General features: G+C 59.3%; 20 protein-coding genes. 13 read left to right on the top strand and 7 right to left on the bottom strand.

Features of this window, described 5'->3' with window-relative positions:
- Nucleotides 1-107: 107 nt before the first annotated feature.
- The 12 genes from JQF37_RS26295 (at nt 108) to JQF37_RS26240 (ending at nt 11,760) form a co-directional block, all read left to right on the top strand.
- Nucleotides 108-302: a hypothetical protein gene (locus JQF37_RS26295; RefSeq protein WP_130208866.1), complete on the top strand. Its 195-nt coding sequence runs from the start codon at nt 108-110 to the stop codon at nt 300-302.
- The gene (locus tag JQF37_RS26290; RefSeq protein WP_130208864.1) at nt 299-1,795 is read left to right on the top strand and encodes a GMC family oxidoreductase; all 1,497 of its coding nucleotides are present in this window, start codon (nt 299-301) and stop codon (nt 1,793-1,795) included. The genes JQF37_RS26295 and JQF37_RS26290 overlap by 4 nt, the downstream gene beginning before the upstream one ends.
- Before the next feature lie 98 nt (nt 1,796-1,893).
- Nucleotides 1,894-2,511: an acyltransferase gene (locus JQF37_RS26285; protein WP_130208928.1), complete on the top strand. Its 618-nt coding sequence runs from the start codon at nt 1,894-1,896 to the stop codon at nt 2,509-2,511.
- Nucleotides 2,504-3,460 carry a glycosyltransferase family 2 protein gene (locus tag JQF37_RS26280; protein WP_047530430.1) on the top strand — a complete coding sequence of 319 codons (957 nt, stop codon included), beginning with the start codon at nt 2,504-2,506 and terminating at the stop codon, nt 3,458-3,460. The genes JQF37_RS26285 and JQF37_RS26280 overlap by 8 nt, the downstream gene beginning before the upstream one ends.
- Before the next feature lie 7 nt (nt 3,461-3,467).
- Nucleotides 3,468-3,992, top strand: a complete 525-nt coding sequence (locus tag JQF37_RS26275; protein WP_103405020.1) for a serine acetyltransferase — start codon at nt 3,468-3,470, stop codon at nt 3,990-3,992.
- Between the two features lie 5 nt (nt 3,993-3,997).
- Nucleotides 3,998-4,975, top strand: coding sequence for a glycosyltransferase (locus JQF37_RS26270; RefSeq protein ID WP_130208926.1), 978 nt, complete (start codon nt 3,998-4,000; stop codon nt 4,973-4,975).
- A 7-nt stretch (nt 4,976-4,982) separates the two neighbouring features.
- Nucleotides 4,983-5,969, top strand: a complete 987-nt coding sequence (locus tag JQF37_RS26265) for a VirK/YbjX family protein (RefSeq protein ID WP_130208862.1) — start codon at nt 4,983-4,985, stop codon at nt 5,967-5,969.
- Nucleotides 5,970-5,980: 11 nt separating this feature from the next.
- A complete protein-coding gene (locus tag JQF37_RS26260) occupies nt 5,981-7,183 on the top strand; it encodes a glycosyltransferase (protein WP_130208860.1) in 1,203 nt (400 codons plus the stop codon).
- Nucleotides 7,180-8,367 carry a glycosyltransferase family 2 protein gene (locus JQF37_RS26255; RefSeq protein ID WP_130208858.1) on the top strand — a complete coding sequence of 396 codons (1,188 nt, stop codon included), beginning with the start codon at nt 7,180-7,182 and terminating at the stop codon, nt 8,365-8,367. Before JQF37_RS26260 ends, JQF37_RS26255 begins: the two co-directional genes overlap by 4 nt.
- On the top strand, nt 8,367-9,110 hold the full coding sequence (locus tag JQF37_RS26250) for a WecB/TagA/CpsF family glycosyltransferase (RefSeq protein ID WP_130208856.1): 744 nt from the start codon (nt 8,367-8,369) through the stop codon (nt 9,108-9,110). The genes JQF37_RS26255 and JQF37_RS26250 overlap by 1 nt, the downstream gene beginning before the upstream one ends.
- A gap of 301 nt (nt 9,111-9,411) precedes the next feature.
- Entirely contained in the window at nt 9,412-10,554 is a 1,143-nt protein-coding gene (locus tag JQF37_RS26245) for a hypothetical protein (RefSeq protein WP_130208854.1), read from the top strand.
- 78 nt (nt 10,555-10,632) lie between these two features.
- Nucleotides 10,633-11,760, top strand: a complete 1,128-nt coding sequence (locus JQF37_RS26240) for a glycosyltransferase 61 family protein (protein ID WP_130208852.1) — start codon at nt 10,633-10,635, stop codon at nt 11,758-11,760.
- A 79-nt stretch (nt 11,761-11,839) separates the two neighbouring features.
- Here JQF37_RS26240 and JQF37_RS26235 read toward each other — a convergent pair whose 3' ends face one another.
- The 7 genes from JQF37_RS26235 to JQF37_RS26205 all read right to left on the bottom strand — a co-directional run bounded on the left by JQF37_RS26235 (nt 11,840) and on the right by JQF37_RS26205 (nt 18,888).
- The gene (locus JQF37_RS26235; RefSeq protein WP_130208850.1) at nt 11,840-13,264 is read right to left on the bottom strand and encodes an undecaprenyl-phosphate glucose phosphotransferase; all 1,425 of its coding nucleotides are present in this window, start codon (nt 13,262-13,264) and stop codon (nt 11,840-11,842) included.
- Nucleotides 13,265-13,697: 433 nt separating this feature from the next.
- Nucleotides 13,698-14,219, bottom strand: coding sequence for a cytochrome C (locus JQF37_RS26230; RefSeq protein WP_130208848.1), 522 nt, complete (start codon nt 14,217-14,219; stop codon nt 13,698-13,700).
- An 86-nt stretch (nt 14,220-14,305) separates the two neighbouring features.
- Entirely contained in the window at nt 14,306-14,827 is a 522-nt protein-coding gene (locus tag JQF37_RS26225; protein ID WP_130208846.1) for a methylamine dehydrogenase light chain, read from the bottom strand.
- A gap of 18 nt (nt 14,828-14,845) precedes the next feature.
- Nucleotides 14,846-15,472, bottom strand: coding sequence for a methylamine dehydrogenase accessory protein MauD (gene mauD / locus JQF37_RS26220; RefSeq protein WP_130208844.1), 627 nt, complete (start codon nt 15,470-15,472; stop codon nt 14,846-14,848).
- A gap of 4 nt (nt 15,473-15,476) precedes the next feature.
- Nucleotides 15,477-16,016, bottom strand: coding sequence for a MauE/DoxX family redox-associated membrane protein (locus tag JQF37_RS26215; RefSeq protein ID WP_130208842.1), 540 nt, complete (start codon nt 16,014-16,016; stop codon nt 15,477-15,479).
- An 11-nt stretch (nt 16,017-16,027) separates the two neighbouring features.
- Entirely contained in the window at nt 16,028-17,176 is a 1,149-nt protein-coding gene (locus tag JQF37_RS26210) for an amine dehydrogenase large subunit (protein ID WP_130208840.1), read from the bottom strand.
- A gap of 239 nt (nt 17,177-17,415) precedes the next feature.
- Entirely contained in the window at nt 17,416-18,888 is a 1,473-nt protein-coding gene (locus JQF37_RS26205; RefSeq protein ID WP_130208838.1) for an ATP-binding protein, read from the bottom strand.
- Between the two features lie 351 nt (nt 18,889-19,239).
- On the opposite strand from JQF37_RS26205, the gene JQF37_RS26200 reads away from it, so the two are divergent.
- On the top strand, nt 19,240-20,403 hold the full coding sequence (locus tag JQF37_RS26200) for an acyl-CoA dehydrogenase family protein (RefSeq protein ID WP_130208836.1): 1,164 nt from the start codon (nt 19,240-19,242) through the stop codon (nt 20,401-20,403).
- The last annotated feature ends 7 nt before the right edge of the window (nt 20,404-20,410 follow it).

The following is a 20,410-nucleotide window of genomic DNA, read 5'->3' as shown; positions in this document are numbered from 1 at the left end:
GTGGCACGACGTCGCCATTGAGGTATCGATGGTTGGCGCCAATGAATTGTGGCCTTGGTATGTAGTTGAAATTCCAATGCAATCTCGATGTCGTGGAGCTTTGAATCATGAGAGAAACTGATTTGAATACCTCTGTGATGGGGCGCAGAGGCTTCCTTCAGGCGTTTGCCCTATTGAGTCTCGGGGGGCTCGCTTTTGGATTTTCCGAAGCGGTTGCCCGGCCTGCCGCCGCCAAATCGGAATTTGTTGTGATCAACGGATGGGTGTTGCCTGCCCAGCATTTTCGGCAAGCACAATCATGATCAAAGATTACCAATCGCAGAAAGAACTCCGCGATCACTATGACATCTGCATTATCGGCGCAGGGCCGGCCGGCATTACGCTGGCCTTGCGTTTAGCCGGTAATGGGCGGCATGTCGTGCTTATCGAAGGCGGTGGGCACGAGTATTCACCGGTTTCGCAGAATCTCTACCAGTGCCCGTCGACAGGCCTTGAAGTCTACGCACAGGAAACACGCCTGCGCTTTCTGGGCGGTACCTCCAATCACTGGGCCGGACGATGCCGTCCATTCGAGCGCTCGGACTTTGCCGTGGGTCCTCCCGTGGACCTGCCCGGCTGGCCCATCGCGTTTTCCGAGATCGAGCGCAATCTGGCGGCGGCCATGGAGATTGTCGATCTCCCGCCGAACTCCGGATTCAAGGCAATCAATGCCAATCTGGATGGCAAAGACTTCGAAGCTGACCGATTCCTGCTCAGCCCGCCAACGCGATTTGCACAGAAATATGCCAAGGAGCTCAATGAGACCGAAGGGCTCGATGTCTTCATCAACTGCAACTGCGTCGACCTGGAGTTCGATAGCAAGACCGGCCGCATCGAGACGATCCTCGTGTCGGACTACCAGTTGCATCATGAGCGAGTCAGGGCCAGGCACTTCATTCTGGCAACGGGCGCGATCGAAAATGCCAGGCAACTGCTCAACAGTGAGTCCCTTTCCGCTGGCGGTATCGTAAAGAAGGATGGATTTGTCGGCAGATGCTTCATGGAACATCTGAACGTGGAAATGGGCACTTTCATTCTGAAGGACGGGCAGGGTACCGATGCCCGGCAGTACTTCACGACGGATGCCTTCGTGCAGGAACACGAATCGGGAAAGGGCAATGTGACGGCCTCGCTTGTATCCGAGGTGAAAGCCTATGGGCGAACGGCGGCGATCAAGGACTTTTTCGAGAATCTCATCTGTGACATCGGGGCGGCGCGCAAGATCGAGTTCATTACCAAATTCGATTGCCCGGGGGACGGGGTACTCGGCACGCTGATCGAGCAATTCCCCAACCCCAATAGCCGCATCGTGTTACTCGAAGAGCGCGATGCGTTGGGCGTGAAAAAAGTTAACATTCACTGGGAACTGACCCCGGTAGACAGAAATACCGTCAAGTCCATAGGGCTCGAAGTGGCCAAGTGTTTTGCCGACACGGGGCTGGGTTTCGTCAAGCTGGATGCGTGCGTTTATGACGTCGATTTGCCGCTGAAGGTCAATCCCCATGCCCACCATATGGGGACCACACGGATGGCGGCCTCGCCTGAATTTGGCGTTGTCGACGAAAACTGCAAGGTGTTCGGGGTCGAGAATCTTCACGTGGCGGGCAGCAGCGTCTTCGCTACCGGCGGTGCCTGCAACCCGACGATGCCCCTGCTGCAACTGGCGCTGAGGCTGGCCGATCATCTCAACCAGGAAATGGGCCCCGCAGTGGGAAGGTATTCCGGAACAGGAGAGTTTATTGATTTTCCGAGTTGATTTTTTAGGAGGGGGCTACGCTTAGAGTAGTGGTAATAAAGAATCAGGGTGTATGAACCCTGGCACAGATGTATATCGCTGAATTTGAGGCTGACAGGATGATTGGTCTACTAAAACGCGCTATTGCTCATTACGCCAGAACAACAGGGCGTGGCACCTCACTCTATAAAAAGTTTTGTAAACCTGACGGGTATGAATGGGCCCAGCACATGGGGCGATGGGGAGGACTGCACTCCGTCGGCAAAGGCGCCTGGATCAACCTGGGGTGCAACATCACCGACCCGGCGATGCTTCGACTCGGTGACAACGTAGGTTTATCCGACTGCACAATATTCGGCCACGATGGCATCGTCCATGTCATCAACGCGCGTGACGGAACGAAGCTCGACTCTGTCGGCGGCGTCGATATCCGTGCCAATTCCTTTATCGGCCACGGTGCCATCGTCATGCCGCGCGTAACGATTGGTCCTGATTCGGTGGTGGCCGCCGGCGCTGTTGTATTGAGAGACGTTCCGCCCGGGATGGTGGTCGGGGGGAATCCAGCCAGGGTTATCTGTACGATGGAAACGCTGGTGAAAAATATCAAAGAGCGTTGCGCCGAGTACCCATGGATTGACCTGATCGAGAATCGGGACGGTTTGTTTGACCCGGAACTGGAACCGAAGCTGCAGGCGATGCGCGCAGAGTATTTTTTTGGCGAACAACCCAATGGTTAGTGCCGACCTCGATGTATTGGTCGTTAACTACAACACAGCCTCTTTGTTGCAGCCGATGTTTAATGCGTTGCGTCAGTCAAACGACACGCAACGCACGCGTTATCTGGTGGTGGACAATGCCTCTGCGGATAATTCGCTGGAGCGTCTGGCCAGTGTTTGTCCAGAGGCATTGCAACTGGCCAATCATACGAATGTCGGTTTTGGTCGTGCCAACAATCAACTCGTTGAACACCTGCAAGGCAAGTACGCGTTGTTGCTCAACACCGACGCCTTCGTTGCCGCCGACACCCTGAGCAAGACCCTCGAATACATGGAGGCTCATCCGGATTGCGGGGTCCTGGGCGTTCGATTGGTCGGGCGTGAGGGTGATTTGCAACCCTCCTGCCGCTATTTTCCGACGCCGTTGAATGTCTTCCTGGCACGCACCGGGCTGGAGCGTTTTTTCCCTGGCGTGAAGAAGGTCGACGACATGACCTGGGACCATGACTCGGTACGTGAATGCGACTGGGTGCCGGGGTGTTACTACCTGATCCGACGCGAAGTCATCGATAAGGTTGGCCTGTTCGATCCGCGCTACTTTCTCTATTACGAAGAGGTCGACCATTGCAAACGGGTCAAGCAGGCGGGCTGGAAAGTGGTGTATTACCCGCATACCACCGTGGTGCACATCGGTGGTGAAAGCGCCAAGTCCGTCGACGAGCTCAACACGGCCAGTCGACAAATTCCCAAGTTGCAAATCGAAAGCGAGCTGTTGTATTTCCGCAAACATCACGGTTTGTCCGGGCTGGCCGGGCACATGCTGCTGGTCAGCCTGGGCGATCTGATTCTGGCGCTCAAGGCACTGTTGAAGGGACGCGGCCGTGCCGCCATCGGGGCATGCTGGCAGCATGCGCGTGTGACCTGGGCGCTGCTGGGTGAAACAAAACTCGCAACCCAACCAACACGGTAGATAAACCATGTTCGAAAACATACGTGCGGACTTGCGTGCATATGCGGGTGATTGGGCCGCCCAGGGTTTCTGGGTGATGTTGGTTTATCGCTTCGGACGCTGGCGCTACGGCGTGCGTCCCGCGCCATTGCGCAAAGTATTTTCCTTTATCTACAAAGTGCTCTTCAAATTCGTGCAGATCATCACGGGCATTGAATTGCCGTGCGAGGTGGTGGTCGGGCGCAACTTCGTCATCGACCATTTCGGCGGCATCGTGATCAGTGGTTATGCGCAGTTCGGCGATGACTGCCGTATTCGCAACGGCGTGGTCGTGGGGCTCAAGAACGTCAACGATCCGATTGCCCCGGTGTTCGGCAACAATGTCGACATCGGCACCGGTGCCAAGGTGCTGGGCAATATACGCATTGGCAACAATGTGGTGATCGGGGCCAATGCCGTGGTGCTGATCGATGTACCGGATAACTCGATTGCAGTGGGGGTGCCTGCGACGATCAAGACCCGGCAGGGCGCACCCGCCAGGGAATGCTCTTGAACGCCATGGCCACCGGCATCGGCGTCGTTGTGATCGGTCGCAATGAGGGGCCGCGATTGCAGCGGTGCCTGGCTTCGCTGCTCGGTATGGCGCAGCAGATTGTGTATGTCGATTCCGGCTCGACCGATGGTTCCGTGGAGATGGCGCGCGGGCTCGGCGTCGAGGTGGTTGAGCTGGACATGGCGATTCCCTTCACCGCTGCGCGTGCGCGCAACGAAGGATTCGCCTGCGTGCAACGTTTATTGCCGCAAGTGCGTTATGTGCAGTTCGTCGATGGTGATTGCGAGGTCGTCGCTGGCTGGCTGCCCCGGGCGCAGGCCTTTCTGGATACGCAGCCGCAGGTGGCGGTGGTCTGTGGACGGCGCCGTGAACGTTATCCGCAACATTCGATATATAACTTCATGTGTGATCTGGAATGGGACACGCCGATAGGCGAGGCCAGGGCGTGTGGTGGCGATGCGCTGATGCGGGCCGACGCCTTCACCTCGGTGTCTGGATTTCGTCCGGATCTGATTGCCGGTGAAGAGCCGGAATTATGTGTGCGACTGCGCGCCAAGGGCTGGAAAGTCTGGCGTCTGGCTGAAGAAATGACCTTGCACGATGCGGCCATGACTCGCTTCGGCCAATGGTGGCGGCGCACCCTGCGCGGTGGTTACGCCTTTGCCGAGGGCGCTTTTTTACATGGCGCCACGCCGGAGCAGCATTGGCGGCGTGAGTCGCGCCGTGCCTGGTTCTGGGGGTTGGGAATCCCGCTGGCGACGGTGCTTGTCAGCCTGATGGCGGGATGGTTCGGGCTGTTGGTGTTGTTGGTTTATCCGCTGCAAGTCGTGCGCCTGGCCCGTCGAGGTCAAGCATCGACGGGCAAAAAATGGCTGCTGGCTTTCTTTCTCGTACTAGGGAAATTTCCCGAAATGTTCGGGCAAATAAAGTTTCTATTGAACAGATTCGGCGCCGGCAAGTCGGCGTTGATCGAATACAAGTGAGACTTCTATGAGTGATTGGCTGGCACTGAAAAGCATGTTTTCGTTACATGCCGGGTATTCCCCCAGGGCGTTGAAAAACAAACTCAAGATGCTGGTGCAGGTGGCGAAGAACCGGGCCGAACTGAAGTTGTTTTTGTCGCGCATGTCGAGTGCTCTGGGCGAGGCGGGTTTCAAGCGACTCGGCGCAGATTGCCTGGGGGTGGTTCATTGGCCCTACATCAGTAAAAGCTGGAGTGCCGGGGACCGACTCGGGGTATTGGCCTCGCATTACGAAGTGGTCACAAAAAGCTGTCCGCAGTTATTGCTCTATGGGCGGGACGACAGGCTGGTACTGAGCGATCTGTCGGCGTTTTCTGCCCATTGTTCCCTGGTTCTGGATCGCCCGATCTGGTTCATGCGCGAAGGGGAATTGGTGCTGAACCTGTTTCAGGAGGATTTGCGCATCGCCTCGATCGCTTTCACCTTGTGTCGTGTGGAGGGTGCGCTTTGTCTGTTCATCGGCGCGGTGCAGGGGATACACAAAGGCGTCGAGAGTGAAAAATCCCTGGGCATCTACAGGGACCTGACCAAGGATTTCGAAGGCCTGCGACCGAGAAGCTTCTTGATTGAAGTCATCAAGTACATCGCGACCCATATCGGCGTCCAGAAAATGTATGCCGTCGGCGATGGATACCGTCACCATCGTCATCCGTATTTTGGCGCCAGTAAGGCTCAGGAGCTGTTGGCTGATTATGATTCGATATGGTTGGAGCATGGTGCCACACCGTCGGAGCGCGAAGACTTTTTCGAGATACCCATGGCCCCGTCCAGAAAGCCGCTTGACGCCATAGCCTCAAAAAAACGGGCCATGTACCGCAGGCGATATGAGCTTCTGGACAGCACCTTTGCGCAAGTGGATCAGGTACTGAAAGGTTGCCATGCAGCGAATCGCGCTCAAGGTTCCTGCACCACGGCGCAAGTACCTGCCGTCACCACCCTCCGTACTGACCACTGAGCCGGGTTCCCATGCGCATCGCTTATTTCATCAATCAATACCCCAAGGTCAGCCATAGCTTCATCCGTCGCGAGATCCTGGCCCTGGAGCGCCAGGGTTTCGAGGTACAGCGCGTGGCCCTGCGGGGCTGGGATGCCGAATTGGTGGATGCCGAAGACGTGTCTGAACGCGATAAAACCCGCTACGTGCTGCAGGACGGCGTCAAAGGCTTGTTGGCGCCTGCGCTGCAGGTACTGCGCGCCCAGCCGCGACGCTTCTTTTCGGCGCTGGGGTTAGCGCTGCGCATGGGGCGGCGGGCCGATCGCTCCTGGCCTTACCATCTGGTCTACCTGCTTGAGGCGTGCCGCCTGCTCACCTGGTTGCAGGCGTTTGGCGCCAGGCATGTGCACGCGCATTTCGGCACCAACTCCACCGAGGTGGTGATGCTGGCCAGCGCGCTTGGCGGGCCGGCGTACAGTTTTACCGTGCATGGCCCGGAAGAATTCGACAAACCGCAGTTCATTCATTTGGGCGAGAAAGTGCGGCGTGCAGCGTTTGTCGCGGCCATCAGCGCTTATGGACGCAGCCAGCTGTTTCGCTGGGTGGATCATGCACATTGGTCAAAGGTCAAAGTGGTGCATTGTGGACTGGAACAGGCGTTTCACAATGTGCCGGCGGTGGCCGTGCCGTCCGCGCCCCGGCTGGTCTGCGTAGGGCGCTTGTGTGAGCAGAAGGGCCAATTGTTGTTGCTTGAGGCCGCCCGCATCCTGGCGGCACAGGGCGTGGCGTTCGAGATCGTGCTGGCGGGCGATGGTGAGATGCGCGAGCAGATCGAAGCGCTGATCGCACAGTACCGATTGCAGGCCCAGGTGCGAATCACCGGCTGGATCAGCAGCGATCAGGTGCGCGCGGAAATACTGGCGGCGCGGGCCATGGTCTTGCCGAGCTTCGCCGAGGGTTTGCCGGTGGTCATCATGGAAGCCATGGCCTTGCGTCGGCCCGTTCTGACGACCTACGTAGCGGGCATTCCCGAGCTGGTGCGCCAGGGCGAGAACGGCTGGTTGTTTCCCGCTGGCGACGTCGACGAGCTGGCGGCGGCGCTGGCCGATTGCCTGGCGCAACCTGCCGACGTCTTGCAACGCATGGGCGAGGCGGCGTATCAACGGGTGCTGGAACGACACGATATCGATACCGAAGCCACCAAGTTGGCTCACCTGTTCAGGGCGCAAGCATGATCACCTTGTTTAATTGGCTGTTCAGCGGACTGTTGATCCTCATCGTCCTCCCGGTGTGCGTGCTGTTCGTCCAAGTGTTGCTGGCCTGGCTGCCGGCGCGGACGCTGCCATCGGCGAAATCCTCGCGGCCACGGGTCGCGGTGTTGGTGCCGGCGCACAATGAATCCTCGGTCATCGTCGCGACCTTGAAGACGATTGGGCCGCAGCTATTGGAAGGGGATCGCCTGCTGGTGGTGGCGGACAACTGCTCCGACGACACCGCCGCGCTGGCACGGGCGGCGGGCGCCGAAGTGGTGGAGCGCAGCAATGACCGGCAACGGGGCAAGGGGTATGCGCTGGACTTCGGAGTCCGTCACCTGGCGAGCGTCGCGCCGGACGTCATCATCATTGTCGATGCCGACTGCCAGATCAGCGATGGCTTTGTCGAGCGCTTGGCCACCTGCTGCATCGACTCGGGCCGACCCACACAATCGCTGAATCTCATGCGTGCTCCCGCAGGTTCCGGGCTGAAAGTGCAAATTGCCGAGTTTGCCTGGTGCGTGAAGAATCGGGTGCGCCCGCGAGGTTGGGCCCGGCTCGGTTTGCCCTGCCAATTGATGGGCACGGGAATGGCTTTCGCCTGGCGGGATCTGCCGCTGATCGATCTGGCCAGCGGCCACATTGTCGAAGATCTGAAGATGGGCCTGGATTTCTGCCGGAGCGGCAAACCGCCGCTGTTTTGCCCCGATGCGCTGGTGACCAGTTATTTTCCGCGCAGCGAAGAGGGCCTGACGACTCAGCGTACGCGTTGGGAACATGGCCACTTGGGGGTAATCCTGGGTGATACGCCCAAGTTGTTGGTGGAGTCGATGGCCAAGGGAAACGGAAATCTGCTGGCCATGACCCTGGACTTGCTGGTCCCGCCGCTGGCCCTGTTGACGTTGGCCCTGGTGGCGGCATTTGGTCTTTCATGGCTGGTCTTTCTCCTGGCCGCAATCCTGGCGCCAGCCTTGATCGCCACGACCGGGATGTTGCTGTTGGCAGCGACCATCCTGCTGGCCTGGAGCCGATTCGGTCGCGAGATCATTTCTTTCTCCGCCTTGATGTATGCGCCGTTCTACGCAGTGAAAAAAATCCCCTTGTACATAGGCTTCTTGCTCAAGCGCCAGGTTGAGTGGGTGCGTTCCAAACGGGATGACGACTGATGCGCGCCCTGGCCTGGTTGCACAAATGGCAGACGATTATCCGCACGCTCAGGGTGGTCGATGATGATCAGGATGAACATGGACTGATCGATGCCTTGTGCCGTCCCGAGCGGTCGACAGTGCTGGGGTTCGTCAACGCCCACGCGATGAACCTGGTGGCGACCAACGCCGACTATTACGCTTCGCTGTCCGCTGCCGACGTGTTGTTGCGCGATGGCTCCGGCATGGCCATTCTCTTGCGCAGACTCGGCCTGGCACCGGGACTGAACATGAACGGTACGGATTTCATTCCGAAAATACTGGCGGCCTATAAAGGTCGGCGCGTGGCGTTCTGGGGCACCGAACAAACGTATCTGAACAGCGCTGTGCAGCGTAGCGAGTCGCTGTACGCCGTAAACGTTGTTTCGGCCCACCACGGTTTTTCCGAAGTGGAGGCCTATGTCCAGCTTGCCCGGGAGTTTCAACCAGAACTGATTGTTCTGGGCATGGGCATGCCCAAGCAAGAAGCCGTTGCGGCGAGACTGGCGGCCAGCGGAGTGCCCTGCCTGATCGTGTGCGGCGGGGCGATTCTGGATTTTCTCGGCGGCAAGGTCAGCAGGGCCCCCCAGTGGATGCGCCGCCTCGGTTGTGAGTGGGTGTTCAGGTTGATCAGCGAACCCAGGCGACTGTTCACGCGTTACGTGGTGGGTAACCCGATGTTCCTGCTGCGAACCCTGGTATTCCGAGAGAGGGCGGCCAGCTGATTGGCCAGGTGTGGGGGCAATCCGGGGTGGAGGCCGGTGTAAAAACACCCGGCGCAAAAACACGGCAACGAGGCCATCACTGCCTTGCAAAACCCGGGCGTAGCATCTTTACTCCTGAGGGTATTCCCGACTTGTCGGACTATTTGGGGTTAGTGTCTTCATTAACGCTGTGCCAGAAAAATCTCCTCGAATATCTTGATTTCCTGAAAGGGGGGGGCTGGTGGTCGAACTCTCGTTACGAGTCTTCATCTAGCTACTTGCAAACTAATTTGACCTTCCCTCGACCTGTGCCAGTGAGCCAATGAAAGAATATATGGCGTCAAAAATACGCAAGCTAATATCTCCTTCTTTACGCTTCGAGCTAAGGAGAACCGTTTCGTGGCTGCGGGACATACTAAGTCGGGCATGTTTTTGGCGCTGGGAAATTGTCAAATTCAAACTACGGCAAGAGAGTTCCTTCAACGTCCTCTATATCGGCAGGAAAACCCAGCGTGAATTCGCCAAAGTGCTCTTGGGGACGGACGCTCCAGACGCGGATAGCCAATTAAAACCCGACCCGTCAAACCCGACGGTTTTGGTCAGTGAAATACCCACTCCCGGCGCATTGCGCGTGCCCCAGTACCTGAGTGCCATTGTGCCGCTGAGCAGGTCACTCGATGAAATCACCGCGCGCTACAACACCGAGCTGCGTCGCAACCTGCGCAAGAATCGCCTGCGCTATCGCATGAAACAGGCGCTGAACGACGATGAGATTGAATGTGCGGATCAGCAAATGCTTCAGCCCTACGCCAAGGCCAGGCATGGCTCGGCGGCGGCGCAGATAGACACGCACGAGGTTCGCAGGGTGGCCAAAAATGCCGGCCGGCTGGATCTGGTGCTGCTGGAGAACGACGTTGTCGCTTGCCATCTGGGGTGTGTCATCACCAAGGGAGGCAAGCGTTACTGGAGCACGATCCGGTTTGGTTACCCTGAAACGGTGTATTCCGACGCCAAGAAACTACGTGAGGTCAATTCAATTACCACCTTCATGGCGCTCGAATGGGCGATTGAAAACGGTTTTGACTATTACGATATCGGCATTTGCCTGGCGCGTCCGGACGATGGACTGCTTGAATGGAAAAGAAGGCGCGGCGGGGATGTCAATACGCTGGGTAACAACGGTTATATGTTTGTTCGACTACCTAAAGTGGGCTCGCCGACATTTCTTTGGGAAACCCCGCTATTTGCAGTCGAAGGCAAAGAGTTGACGCTACATCTGGGACTGCCTGACGGGCCGAGTGATGAAGAAATTGCAAGCCGTTATCGTGAAATGGGTTTTGGTGGGTTGTCCAAAATATACCTCCATTGTGCCAGGCCGCCACAAGCGCCGCTTCTCGACACCTTGCGCGGTCGTTACAGTCATTTGAAGTCGCCACCCCGAATGGAATGCGTTATATCCGCCTGAATGGATTCTAAGTAAGTGCAGTTTGACGTGTTGGATATAAGCGCTATTTCTGTATAAGTACATGAGAGTTGAATTCATATGTCGGATATAGATGCAGTCGCAAAGGGTGGTCCGGCGAAGTGGAGTCTTGCTGCGTATAAACACATGTTGAAGACGCGCCTGACACGAAAACCGTCGCTCATGCTGCAAAGTGTCGCCGTCAAGACATGGGAAATTGCCCCCCGTGAGATGGCGATCGCTCCGCCTGCGTTTTTCCTTCCCAACCAGCTCGAGCGTGTGACGGGATGGGCTGGGGATCTTTTTTATCCCTTCGAACATCCCCGCCGCACCATGGAAGGGATCGGCGAGGTTGAACATGGCCCGACGCGTGGCTACCTGCTCAAAGATGCCTGGTTGATCGACGGTGCGCTCTATAAGGGCAATGCCAAATCCTGGCTGTCGCCTCGCTCCGGATGGTTGCCCAGGATTCGCGTGGAAAACGAAATCGATCGCGGCGCGCTGTATTGCACCGCCGGCGGGAATAAATGGTTTGGCTCATGGTTGATGGACGACTGCATCACCTATCCGATGGCCTGCGAAGAAGGCGTGCCGGTGACCACGGCGACGTCTGACAAACTCGTTTCCACTTCCAGGCACGGCATACTTCACGCCCCCGGCTATGAAGACTGGCTGGGGATGACGCCGGTTCGTTTACGCAATGCGTTTTTCCGTGAACTGGTGATCTTTGACGACCTCAGCCAGAACCGCCACAAGCACCGGCGCTTTCGCGCGATGGGCGACAAGTTGCTGTCCCACGTAAACGCCAGCGCTCACCCCGGGGTGTTCATTCTGCGCGGTGACAAGGGAGAGCTGCGCTTGCTGCGCAATGAGCTGGAGCTGGCTGAACGCCTGCGCGACCGCAGGGGTTTTCGCATCATCGATCCGGCGAAATCCGATGTACCGACCATTGTGGCGGCCTGCGCCGGGGCAAGAATCGTCGTGGGCATCGAGGGCAGTCATCTGATCCATGGCGTCAACGTACTGCAGCCGGGTGGTTCACTGCTGGTGCTGCAGCCACCTAATCGTTTCCTCTGCTTTTTCAAATACCTGACGGACCGTGACCAGCAAAACTTCGGATTTGTGGTGGGTACCGAAGAGGGCAATGGTTTCAGTATCGACGCCGATGAGGTCGAGCGAACGCTCGACCTGTTTCCGGCAGGCACATAGTGCGGCTGGCCAGCGAAGCTGGCCACGCCAATCAATCACACCCCTCGCAACTCCAGATCGCCCCGGTCTTCAAGTCTGGCTAATAGGCATGCTTGCCGGAGAAGGCCAGCACAGTGCGCGCGAGAATGGTGAAGTCGAGCCAAAGCGACCAGTTGTTGATGTATTCGATGTCCGAATCCACCCGCCGGATCATCTGCTCGATATCTTTCGTCTCTCCCCGAAACCCACGCACCTGAGCCAGACCGGTAATGCCCGGCTTGATGTTGTGGCGCGCAAAGTAGTCCGAGATGTCGGGCGAGTATTGCGCATCGTGTGCAATAGCGTGCGGTCGCGGACCCACCAGCGACATCTCGCCCATCAACACGTTAAACAACTGTGGAAGTTCATCCAGGCTGGTTTTTCGAATAAAGGCGCCCACTCTGGTTTTGCGCGGATCGTTCTTTTCGGCTTGCTTGACGACGCCTTCATCCGGCTGATGGACAACCATGCTCCTGAACTTCCAGATACGAAAGGAATCGCCGCTCCAGCCCATGCGCTCCTGGCGAAAGAACACCGGTCCCGGACTGTCGAGCTTGATGGCAATGGCGACTAACAACAGCACCGGCGCTGCGAATAACAGGATAAGGAACGCCAGGACTTTATCTTCGAGATTCTTCAGAAACAGCCGCAGCCCCATCAGCGGTGTTTCAGACAACGTCAGCACGGGAATCCCGGCAATTTCACGCACACTGTGATTGATCAAGCGCAGCGAAAAGATATCCGGCACCCAGTTCACGGAAATGTGCTTATCGAACAGTTTTAAGTAAACGTCCTTGATGACGTGCGAACCATCCAGGGGCGTAACGAAATACACGGTGCGAATGGCGTGTTGCACGACCAGCTCATCAAGGTCGGAAATATGACCCAGTATCGTCAGGCGTTGCGCACTCTTTGATCCATCCTTTCCCTGATCATCGCTTCCCCCGATCAGGACCGAGCCAACCACCCGCTCACCCAGCCAGGGGTTGTTACTGATTTTCTGGTGAAGGAAGTTGGCCAGCTCGCCCGTGCCGATGATGAGCGCGTTGTCCCGTTGCGCGGGGTGGGCCAGGAACTTCTTCTGTAACTCGCGGGTGGCAAGGTGCAAAAGCAGTTGAGCGAAGTAGCCAATCACAAACAACTCGGCCACCAACAGGCGCGAATATTGTTCGCCGGTTTTAGTTAGAAAGGCCATGGCAACCAGAAAACAAAAAGCGGCGGTCCATGCCTTGAGCAACTTGAAGGCTTTGACGGCGAATCCGACATTGCTTCGGTAAATCGCATAATGGTCGTATACGACGGCCAACGCCCCAAGCAGTAACAGGACCATGATGACATAGGCCTGCGAGACGAAGCCGATGTGATAGTTGATCAAATACCACGCGACACCGGTCACTGCGAGACCATCGAGACCGGCCTGAATAACGATACTGGTGCTGCTTCTTCGCTGAAGTACGGAACGGCTAGTGTTAGGCTCAAATATCATATTTAGACCTCATTGCTGCCCCCCATCGCGCTCACTGATAACGCGACTCAGATCAAAACTGCCCTCGTTCGAGAGCGTTTGCGTGCGCGTCACCAAAAGCTTCCCCCGCTCGTGGTATACCACCTTCTGTCCCGAATGCTGACCTGGGACCGAATGTGACAACGCGTGGTATCACTTTAGCAGTACGCTGGAATCCTTCACGCAATCGTCGCAGTTTTATAGCACTCATTTGTGAAGGAATCCGCTGGTCGACGGGCCGCGCTTGCTCAATGGCCATGCACGGCATGTGCCGCCGGTTCGGGTGGCTTCGTAGCGGGAGGGGAGGCGCAGACAGGCGGCTCTTCGGTACCCGGGGGGCGCGGGTCGAATGCCGTTCGGAGGCGAAGGGGGCATGGCCCCCGATTTGGCAACTGAGGTTACTTCACATCTGCCGTCAATTGTTCATGCCGTCTTCAATGGCGATGCCTTGCGCACGCATTTTCTTGATCAGTTCAGCACGGGTGCCGGGGAGGTTGAGCATGGTCTGGGCGCGCAGTGCCGCCACTTCTTCGGCGCTGTAGGGCTGGTAATCCTCCGGTGTGCTTTTGCCGGCCAGGCCGTCTTTGCGCATCAACCAGTTGAGCAAGTCCGCCAGTTGCGCATTGTTCAGCGCCGACTGCGACATGCCCGGCACGCGCACCAGAAACTCGCGGCCACCGGGAACTTTCAGAAAGTTACCGACAAACCCCGTCATCCGGGGCGTGTCGTTGGCCGCCGATCCCATGCCGTTGCCCAGGTGGCAGCCGGCGCATTGCAACTGGTAATTGACGCCAACGCTGTAACCGGCCTCGGCGATGGGCTTTTGCAGTTCTTCGTTACCCGGAGCGTGACGTTGCGCCGGGTTGGGAATGGCGCGGGCATGAGCGAGCGGGACGCTCAGGGTGCAGATGAGACCGAGGAGTAGCAACTTGCGCATTGAGGGGCCTCTCTTGTTTTCGTGGCCTTGAACACGATCGTGAAAAAAACCGCCGATTGCCCGGGCAACCGGCGGTCACGCGCGTGTCAGACCGCCACGCCGCGGATGATCGAAACGGTGCAGTGGTAGATGTGCGATTTGGCGGCCAGGCACCAGTTCACATCGTTGTTGTTGAACGGGCGGTAGGCCGGTTCTTCACTGTCGTTACGGGTACAGGCGCACTGGGCACAGCTTTGCTTACCGCAGCAGTCGTTGTACGAAATGATGTAGTCCTTGCCGTCGGCCGGGTTGCGGCAGGTGCCGATCCAGGTCACTTGCGAGGCTTCGGTACCCGGTGGGCAGGAGGTCACCGAACCCCCGCAGCAGCTGCACAGAAAGCCGTCGATGGAGCAGTAGCGCCAGTAGTCGCAGGTGTTCGGATCACCGGGGTCGCCGGCTTTCGGGTCGGTGGCGGCCAGTGCCTTGCTGGTGCGATCCAGTGGCAACAGCAGGGGCAGGGCGGCACCGGCCACCATCAGCGAGCCCATGCGCGACAGCAATTTGCGGCGCGAGGTGGTGTCGGCGACACGGCGAGTCGAGCGCTCGAACAACAGATCCAGCAGTTTCATAAACGTCTCCCTGCCTTATCAGTGGCTATGGCCGTGGCTGTGGTCGTGATCGTGGGAATGCGGTTGGGCATTGAGGTACTGCTGCAAAGTGGCGTGCTTCAGGTGTTCCACTTCGAACAGGCTGTCCAGGTGCTCGCGGGAGTTGACCAGACCTTTGGCGCGCAGGGTGCCGGCCTTGTCGATCAGCGCGGCGTAGGGCAGCTTGCCGATCTGGTAAGTCATGCCGACTTCCGGACCGACCACGTAGGTCGCGTCTTCGAGTTTGTGTTCGCGAATCAGCGCTTGCTGGGCGTCCATGTCGCCATCGCTGATGAACACCACGTCGAGCGTACCGGCCTGTTCCCTGGCAATGGATTTGATCGCCGGCAGCAGCGACTTGCAGATCGGGCAGGTCGGCGAGAGGAAGAACAGCAGTTGCGATTTTTCACCGGCGTAGCCGAAGTTCACCGGGCGACCCTTACGGTCGGTGGCGGTCACTTGCGGCGCGGCTTCGTTGACGGCCACGCCTTTGTCGACCATCAGTGCACCGGCCGGGGCCAGGCGACCGTGCAGCACGCCAATCTGACGAACCAGGCCCATGACGACGAACGCCACGGCCACCAGCAGAACCCAGAGCAGAACGTTGGAAACAATCAAGCCTTCCATTGGATCACCTACCAATCAATTTGAGCAGAAGAGGGGAGTTCGCCAGCAAGCCATCGGCTGCGGCGTAGATGAGCAACGCGACAGCCGCCGCGGCAACCGTTACAAAGCCATCGAACAGCGTCATGTCGCGGGCAATCGGCGCGACACTGGCCAGCAGCGCCAGCACCACCAGCACGCTGTTGCGCAGCAGCAGGACCGGACGCAGCGGTTGCGCCTGGTCCGGGCCGGCACAGCCGCAGTCGATGTCGCGACGTCCGCGCCACAGGTTGATGCCAATGGCTGCGGCATACAGCGCCAACAGACTGGCCGCGCTCAACGCGGCCCAGCCACGGCTGACCGGCAGCAGCAGCGCGAAGGCGATGGCCAGTTCCAGCAGCGGGACCAACCGGGCGACCGGGCGCACCAGCGAGTCGGGCAGCAGTTGGTAGTCGGCCAACTGCCTGGCGAAGCGCGCGGGTGCTCCTACCTTGTGGGTCGCCGCACTGGCCAGCAACACCGCGATGGCGAGTGCGCTGGCAATGATGAAGATCGGATCTGAGTGCATGGCCGAACCTCTTAGTAGCTCATGACCTGAGTCGCGGTTTTTGCGACTTTTGCCATGCTGCCGGTGTGTCGGTTGGTCTTGAGATCGAAAATCTGCAAGCCGCCTTCAACGTCGGTGCCCAGCAGCAGCGGTTTGTCGTCGCCGGTGGCCTGCATGCTCCACACCGGTGCCGGTGCTTCCAGGGTCGCGATCTTCTTCTGGGTCTTGAGGTCGTAGGCCCAGATGAAGGTGCTCGGGTCTTCCCACTTCATGGGTTCGTGAGCGTCATGCATCAGCACGTACAAACGGTTCAGCTTCGGCGCGACCGCCATCAACTGCCAGCCGCCCGGCGCCCAACCGGCCTTCTTCTCGGCATCGGTGACCAGCGACCAGCTCGGCAGGAGCTTCGGTGTATCGCCGGAGAAATCCACTGCGCGCACGGTGCCGGTCGTGGTGGTGAAGTAGTAGGTGTCGCCGACGTTGACCGCGCGCTCCACCAGTTTTTCCGCGTTGGGGTCGAAGAACGGTGTGCGGTTGCGCGCGGTTTCCTGGCCCTGGTCGTTGAGGGTCACCACCTGCAGGCTGCCGTCGCCGCACAGCGAGGCGAAACGGCGTTTGCCAACCGGGTAGTTGAGCACGCAACCCGGAATCGCGATTTCCGTGGCGACGGCCTTGGTCTGGGTGTCGACCACGGTCACCGAGGTCGACGGGGTGAAGTTGTAGACGTAGACAAAACGGTCATCGCCGCTGGTCTTCAGGCCGTAGCGCTGGGTCAGCGACTCGGCCCGCTTGTTCGGAATCAGCACCTCCCAGGCGGGCGACAGGGTCGAGGTGTCCCACGCGGTCAGCACATCAGTGCGGGTGCCACGGGTGCCACGGGAGTACCAGATGTCGGCGCTGTAGATCAGCTTGCCGTCATGGCTCAGGGTCGAAGGCGCGGCGAAACCGGTCGGCACCATGCCCAGCACGCGTTTCTGGTCCGGGTCGACCACGGTGACACGGCCGGCGACGAAGCTGTCGAACTCGACATCGACGACGAACGCCCGGTGTGCTTCAGCGGGGAACGGCAACACGGTCTGACCGATGGTGTCGGCGGGCAGGTCCGCACGGGCACTGTTCAAACCGAGTACAAGCAGGCTCAGGCCTAGCGCTGACTGTACGGAGATCCTGTTTGTTCGCATAAGGGGAACTTCCTGAATTGTTGGTAACGCGGATCGCGGGTGAGTGGGCAGATTCTGACGATTGAATAGTGCCTCGCCCGGCAACCCCGGGAATTGCCCTGCCTGCCAAGTGTTTGTGTATCTGTGCCAGTGTCACGGACACGCCACAAAACCGGGGTATGCGATCCCCTGTGGCGAGGGGGCTTGTCGGACCGCCGCAGCGGCCCGCAAGGTAGTGTTGGTATTGAGAGGTTTGTGCGTCAGGCGAGGGGAAGGGAGAAGGTGAACACCGCGCCACAAGGCGCCTGGTTCTGCGCCCAGATATCGCCCCGATGCCGGCCGATGATGTTCTTGCACAGCGCCAGGCCAATGCCGTTGCCGCTGACCTTGGACGAGAAGAAACCGTCGAACAGCTTCTCCTGCGCCTGGGCCTGAATCCCGCGTCCGCAGTCTTCGATGCGCACCAGCGCCACGCCCTTGTCGGCGCTGGCATGGATGCGCAGCAAACGCCGCTCCAGCGGCAGATCGGCCATCTCTTCAATCGCATTGAAAGCCAGGTTGAGAATCACCTGACCGATCAGCACCTTCTCGCAACTCACCCGCAGCGGCTCGGGCGAGGTCACGACTTCCACGCGTACCAGGCTCGGGTCGGCGCGCAGGCTGATGAAATACTGGGTTTCGCGTAGCAGTTCGTTGAGGTCGATCAGCTCTTCGCTCTGCTCCAGCTTGACCACGTAATCGCGCACGCTCTTGATGATCACCGACGCGTGCTCGATCTGCCGCACTGCGCTCTGCAACCCCCAGGCGACCCCTTCATCGGCGTCGGCGGCTTTGCCCAGACGGATCACCGCGCCTTCGATGAAGTTACGGGTGGCGGCCAGCGGTTGGCTCAGTTCATGGGCAATCGCCACGGCCATTTCACCCATGGCGTTGTAGCGCGCCAGGTACTCGAGTTTTTGCTCGCTGACCCGCCGCGCTTCTTCGGCCTGCACCTGCTCGGTGACATCGCGGAACAGCAGCAGGTGGCCGACCAGATCGTCTTCGATTTCGATAAAACGGCAGGTCGCATCGTGCCAGCGCCATTCGCCGTCACGCCGTTGCACTTGGTAGTGCACGCTGAAGGGCGCGTGGTCCGGCGTGACGTTGGCCAGTTGTTGCAGCAGTCGCTGACGCGAAGGGTCGTCGCACCAGGCCAGGAAGTTCTCGCCGAGCAAACTGTGCACGTCGCTGTTGAGCAAGTGTGCGGCGGAGTCGCTGAGAAAGCGGATGTCGCCCTCGGGCCCGAGCACCGCCACGCCTTCGGCCAGGTCCTGCATAAAGGCCTTGAGCCGGCTTTCGAAGCGCTTGAGATCGCGCTTGACCTTGTCCTCCCTGGAGATGTCGCGGAACTGCACCATCAGCACATCGCGATCTTCCAGGTGCACCAGGGTCGCCACCGCCTCGGACAGAATCTCCACCCCTTGCTTGGAGCGATAGCACCACTCGATGGCGCGCTGCCCGGTGCGCGCGGCGCTCTCGAGCCAGCGCAAACCCACCGAGCGCCGGTACTTCGGTGCATCGCGGGTCATGTCCGGCGCCTTCAGCGGGGTCAGTTCCTCCAGGGTAAAACCCAGCGCCGCCAGGGCGGCGGCATTGGCCCAGAGAATCTCCTTGGTGTGCGCATCGTGAAGAATGATGCACAGCGGCATGGCTTCGATCAGCGCATAAAAGTCGTTCGGTTTTGGCAAATACATCACACAGCCCTTGGCGGCAGAGGGTTCTGATCGGCGAAGTCAGAAGTATGGCTTTTTATACCGCCTCGCGCCCATGGATGCGCTCAGAGGTAACCGGTGTCGGCCTAGGGGTTTTCTTTAGGCGGGGGGCTGCACGCACCAATAGTTGCGCCGGGGTGGGGTTTTTACACTGGACCGCAATGCAAGGGTGAGCACGCCGACCCCGTGTAGGAGCGAGCCTGCTCGCGATGGTCGTCAACGATGACGCTTGAAACCTGACACCCCGTGGTGCTCTCAGGTTCTTCGCGAGCAGGCTCGCTCCTACGGAGAGGCTGCCGCCCTGCCAACAATAAGCAAAAACGGAGAAAGCCCATGCTGCGTTCAGCGGTCGCGCAACAAGACGCTCTGCCAGGCGTTGACCAGAATGTCGTCGAGAGCCCTGCCTTTGCGCAGGTGCTGGAAGAAGTGCGTCAGCGTCGCAGCGAATTCGACAGTCTCTCCCACGTGCCAAGGGACATGATCGAGCGCTTCAAGCAGGTGGGTATTTACCGCGCCGCCACGCCGAAATGCTATGGCGGCGATGCCCTGGCGCCGGCACTGTTCCTGCAAATGATCGAACGCATCTCCGAGGCCGACGGTTCCGCCGGCTGGGTCGCCAGCTTCGGCAGTGCCGGCGTCTACCTCGCTGCATTGCCACCCGAAACCCTGGCTGAAATCTATGCCGACAGCCCGGACCTGGTGTTCGCCGGCGGCTTGTTCCCGCTGCAACCCGCCGAGGCGGTAGAGGGTGGTTGGCAGGTCAACGGCACCTGGAAATTTGCCAGCGGCTGCAAGGGCGCAGACTTGCTCGGTGTGGGTATCGGCGCTGCAGGGGGCAAGCCGCGCACCGCCGTATTCCGTCCGGACCAGGTCGAAATCGTCGAGAACTGGGACGTGGTCGGCCTCAAAGGCACCGGCAGCCATGACCTGAGGGTGACCGACAAGCGCATTGATGAGCGCTGGACCTTCATCCGTGGCGGCGCCGCGACCGTCGACGAACCGTTGTTCCGCTACCCATCGATTGCCTATGCCGCGCAAGTACTGGCGGTGGTCAACCTGGGCCTGGCCCGTGCCGCCCTCGACGAAGTCAGCCGTATGGCCGGCGGCGGTGGCATCACCGGCGCTCCGAAACTGGCCGACCGCGCTTATGTACGCATCGAGATCGCCAAGGCCGAAGCCAAACTCAGCGCCGCGCGCGGTTTCTTCTACGGGGCCACCGAACAGGTTTGGCAATCGATCCTGGCCGGCAACCCGGTCACGCCCGAGCAGACCAGCCTGCTGCGCCTGTCGGCGATCCATGTTTCCCAGGCCGGGGCCGACGTAGTGCAAAGCGCCTACAGCCTGGCCGGCACCACCGCCATTTACCTGCGCCATCCGCTGCAACGCTACCTGCGCGACTCGATGGTGGTGACCCAGCACGCCTTCCTCAGCGAAGGGCTGTACGACGGTGCCGGCTCGGTGTTCCTCGGCGTGCCGCCGTTCCCGGGCTACATCTGAACCCATT

Origin of the sequence: Pseudomonas sp. MIL9 (genome assembly GCF_016887925.1) — a bacterium.
GTDB lineage: Bacteria > Pseudomonadota > Gammaproteobacteria > Pseudomonadales > Pseudomonadaceae > Aquipseudomonas > Aquipseudomonas mohnii.
This window is presented reverse-complemented; position numbering and strand designations above follow the sequence as displayed.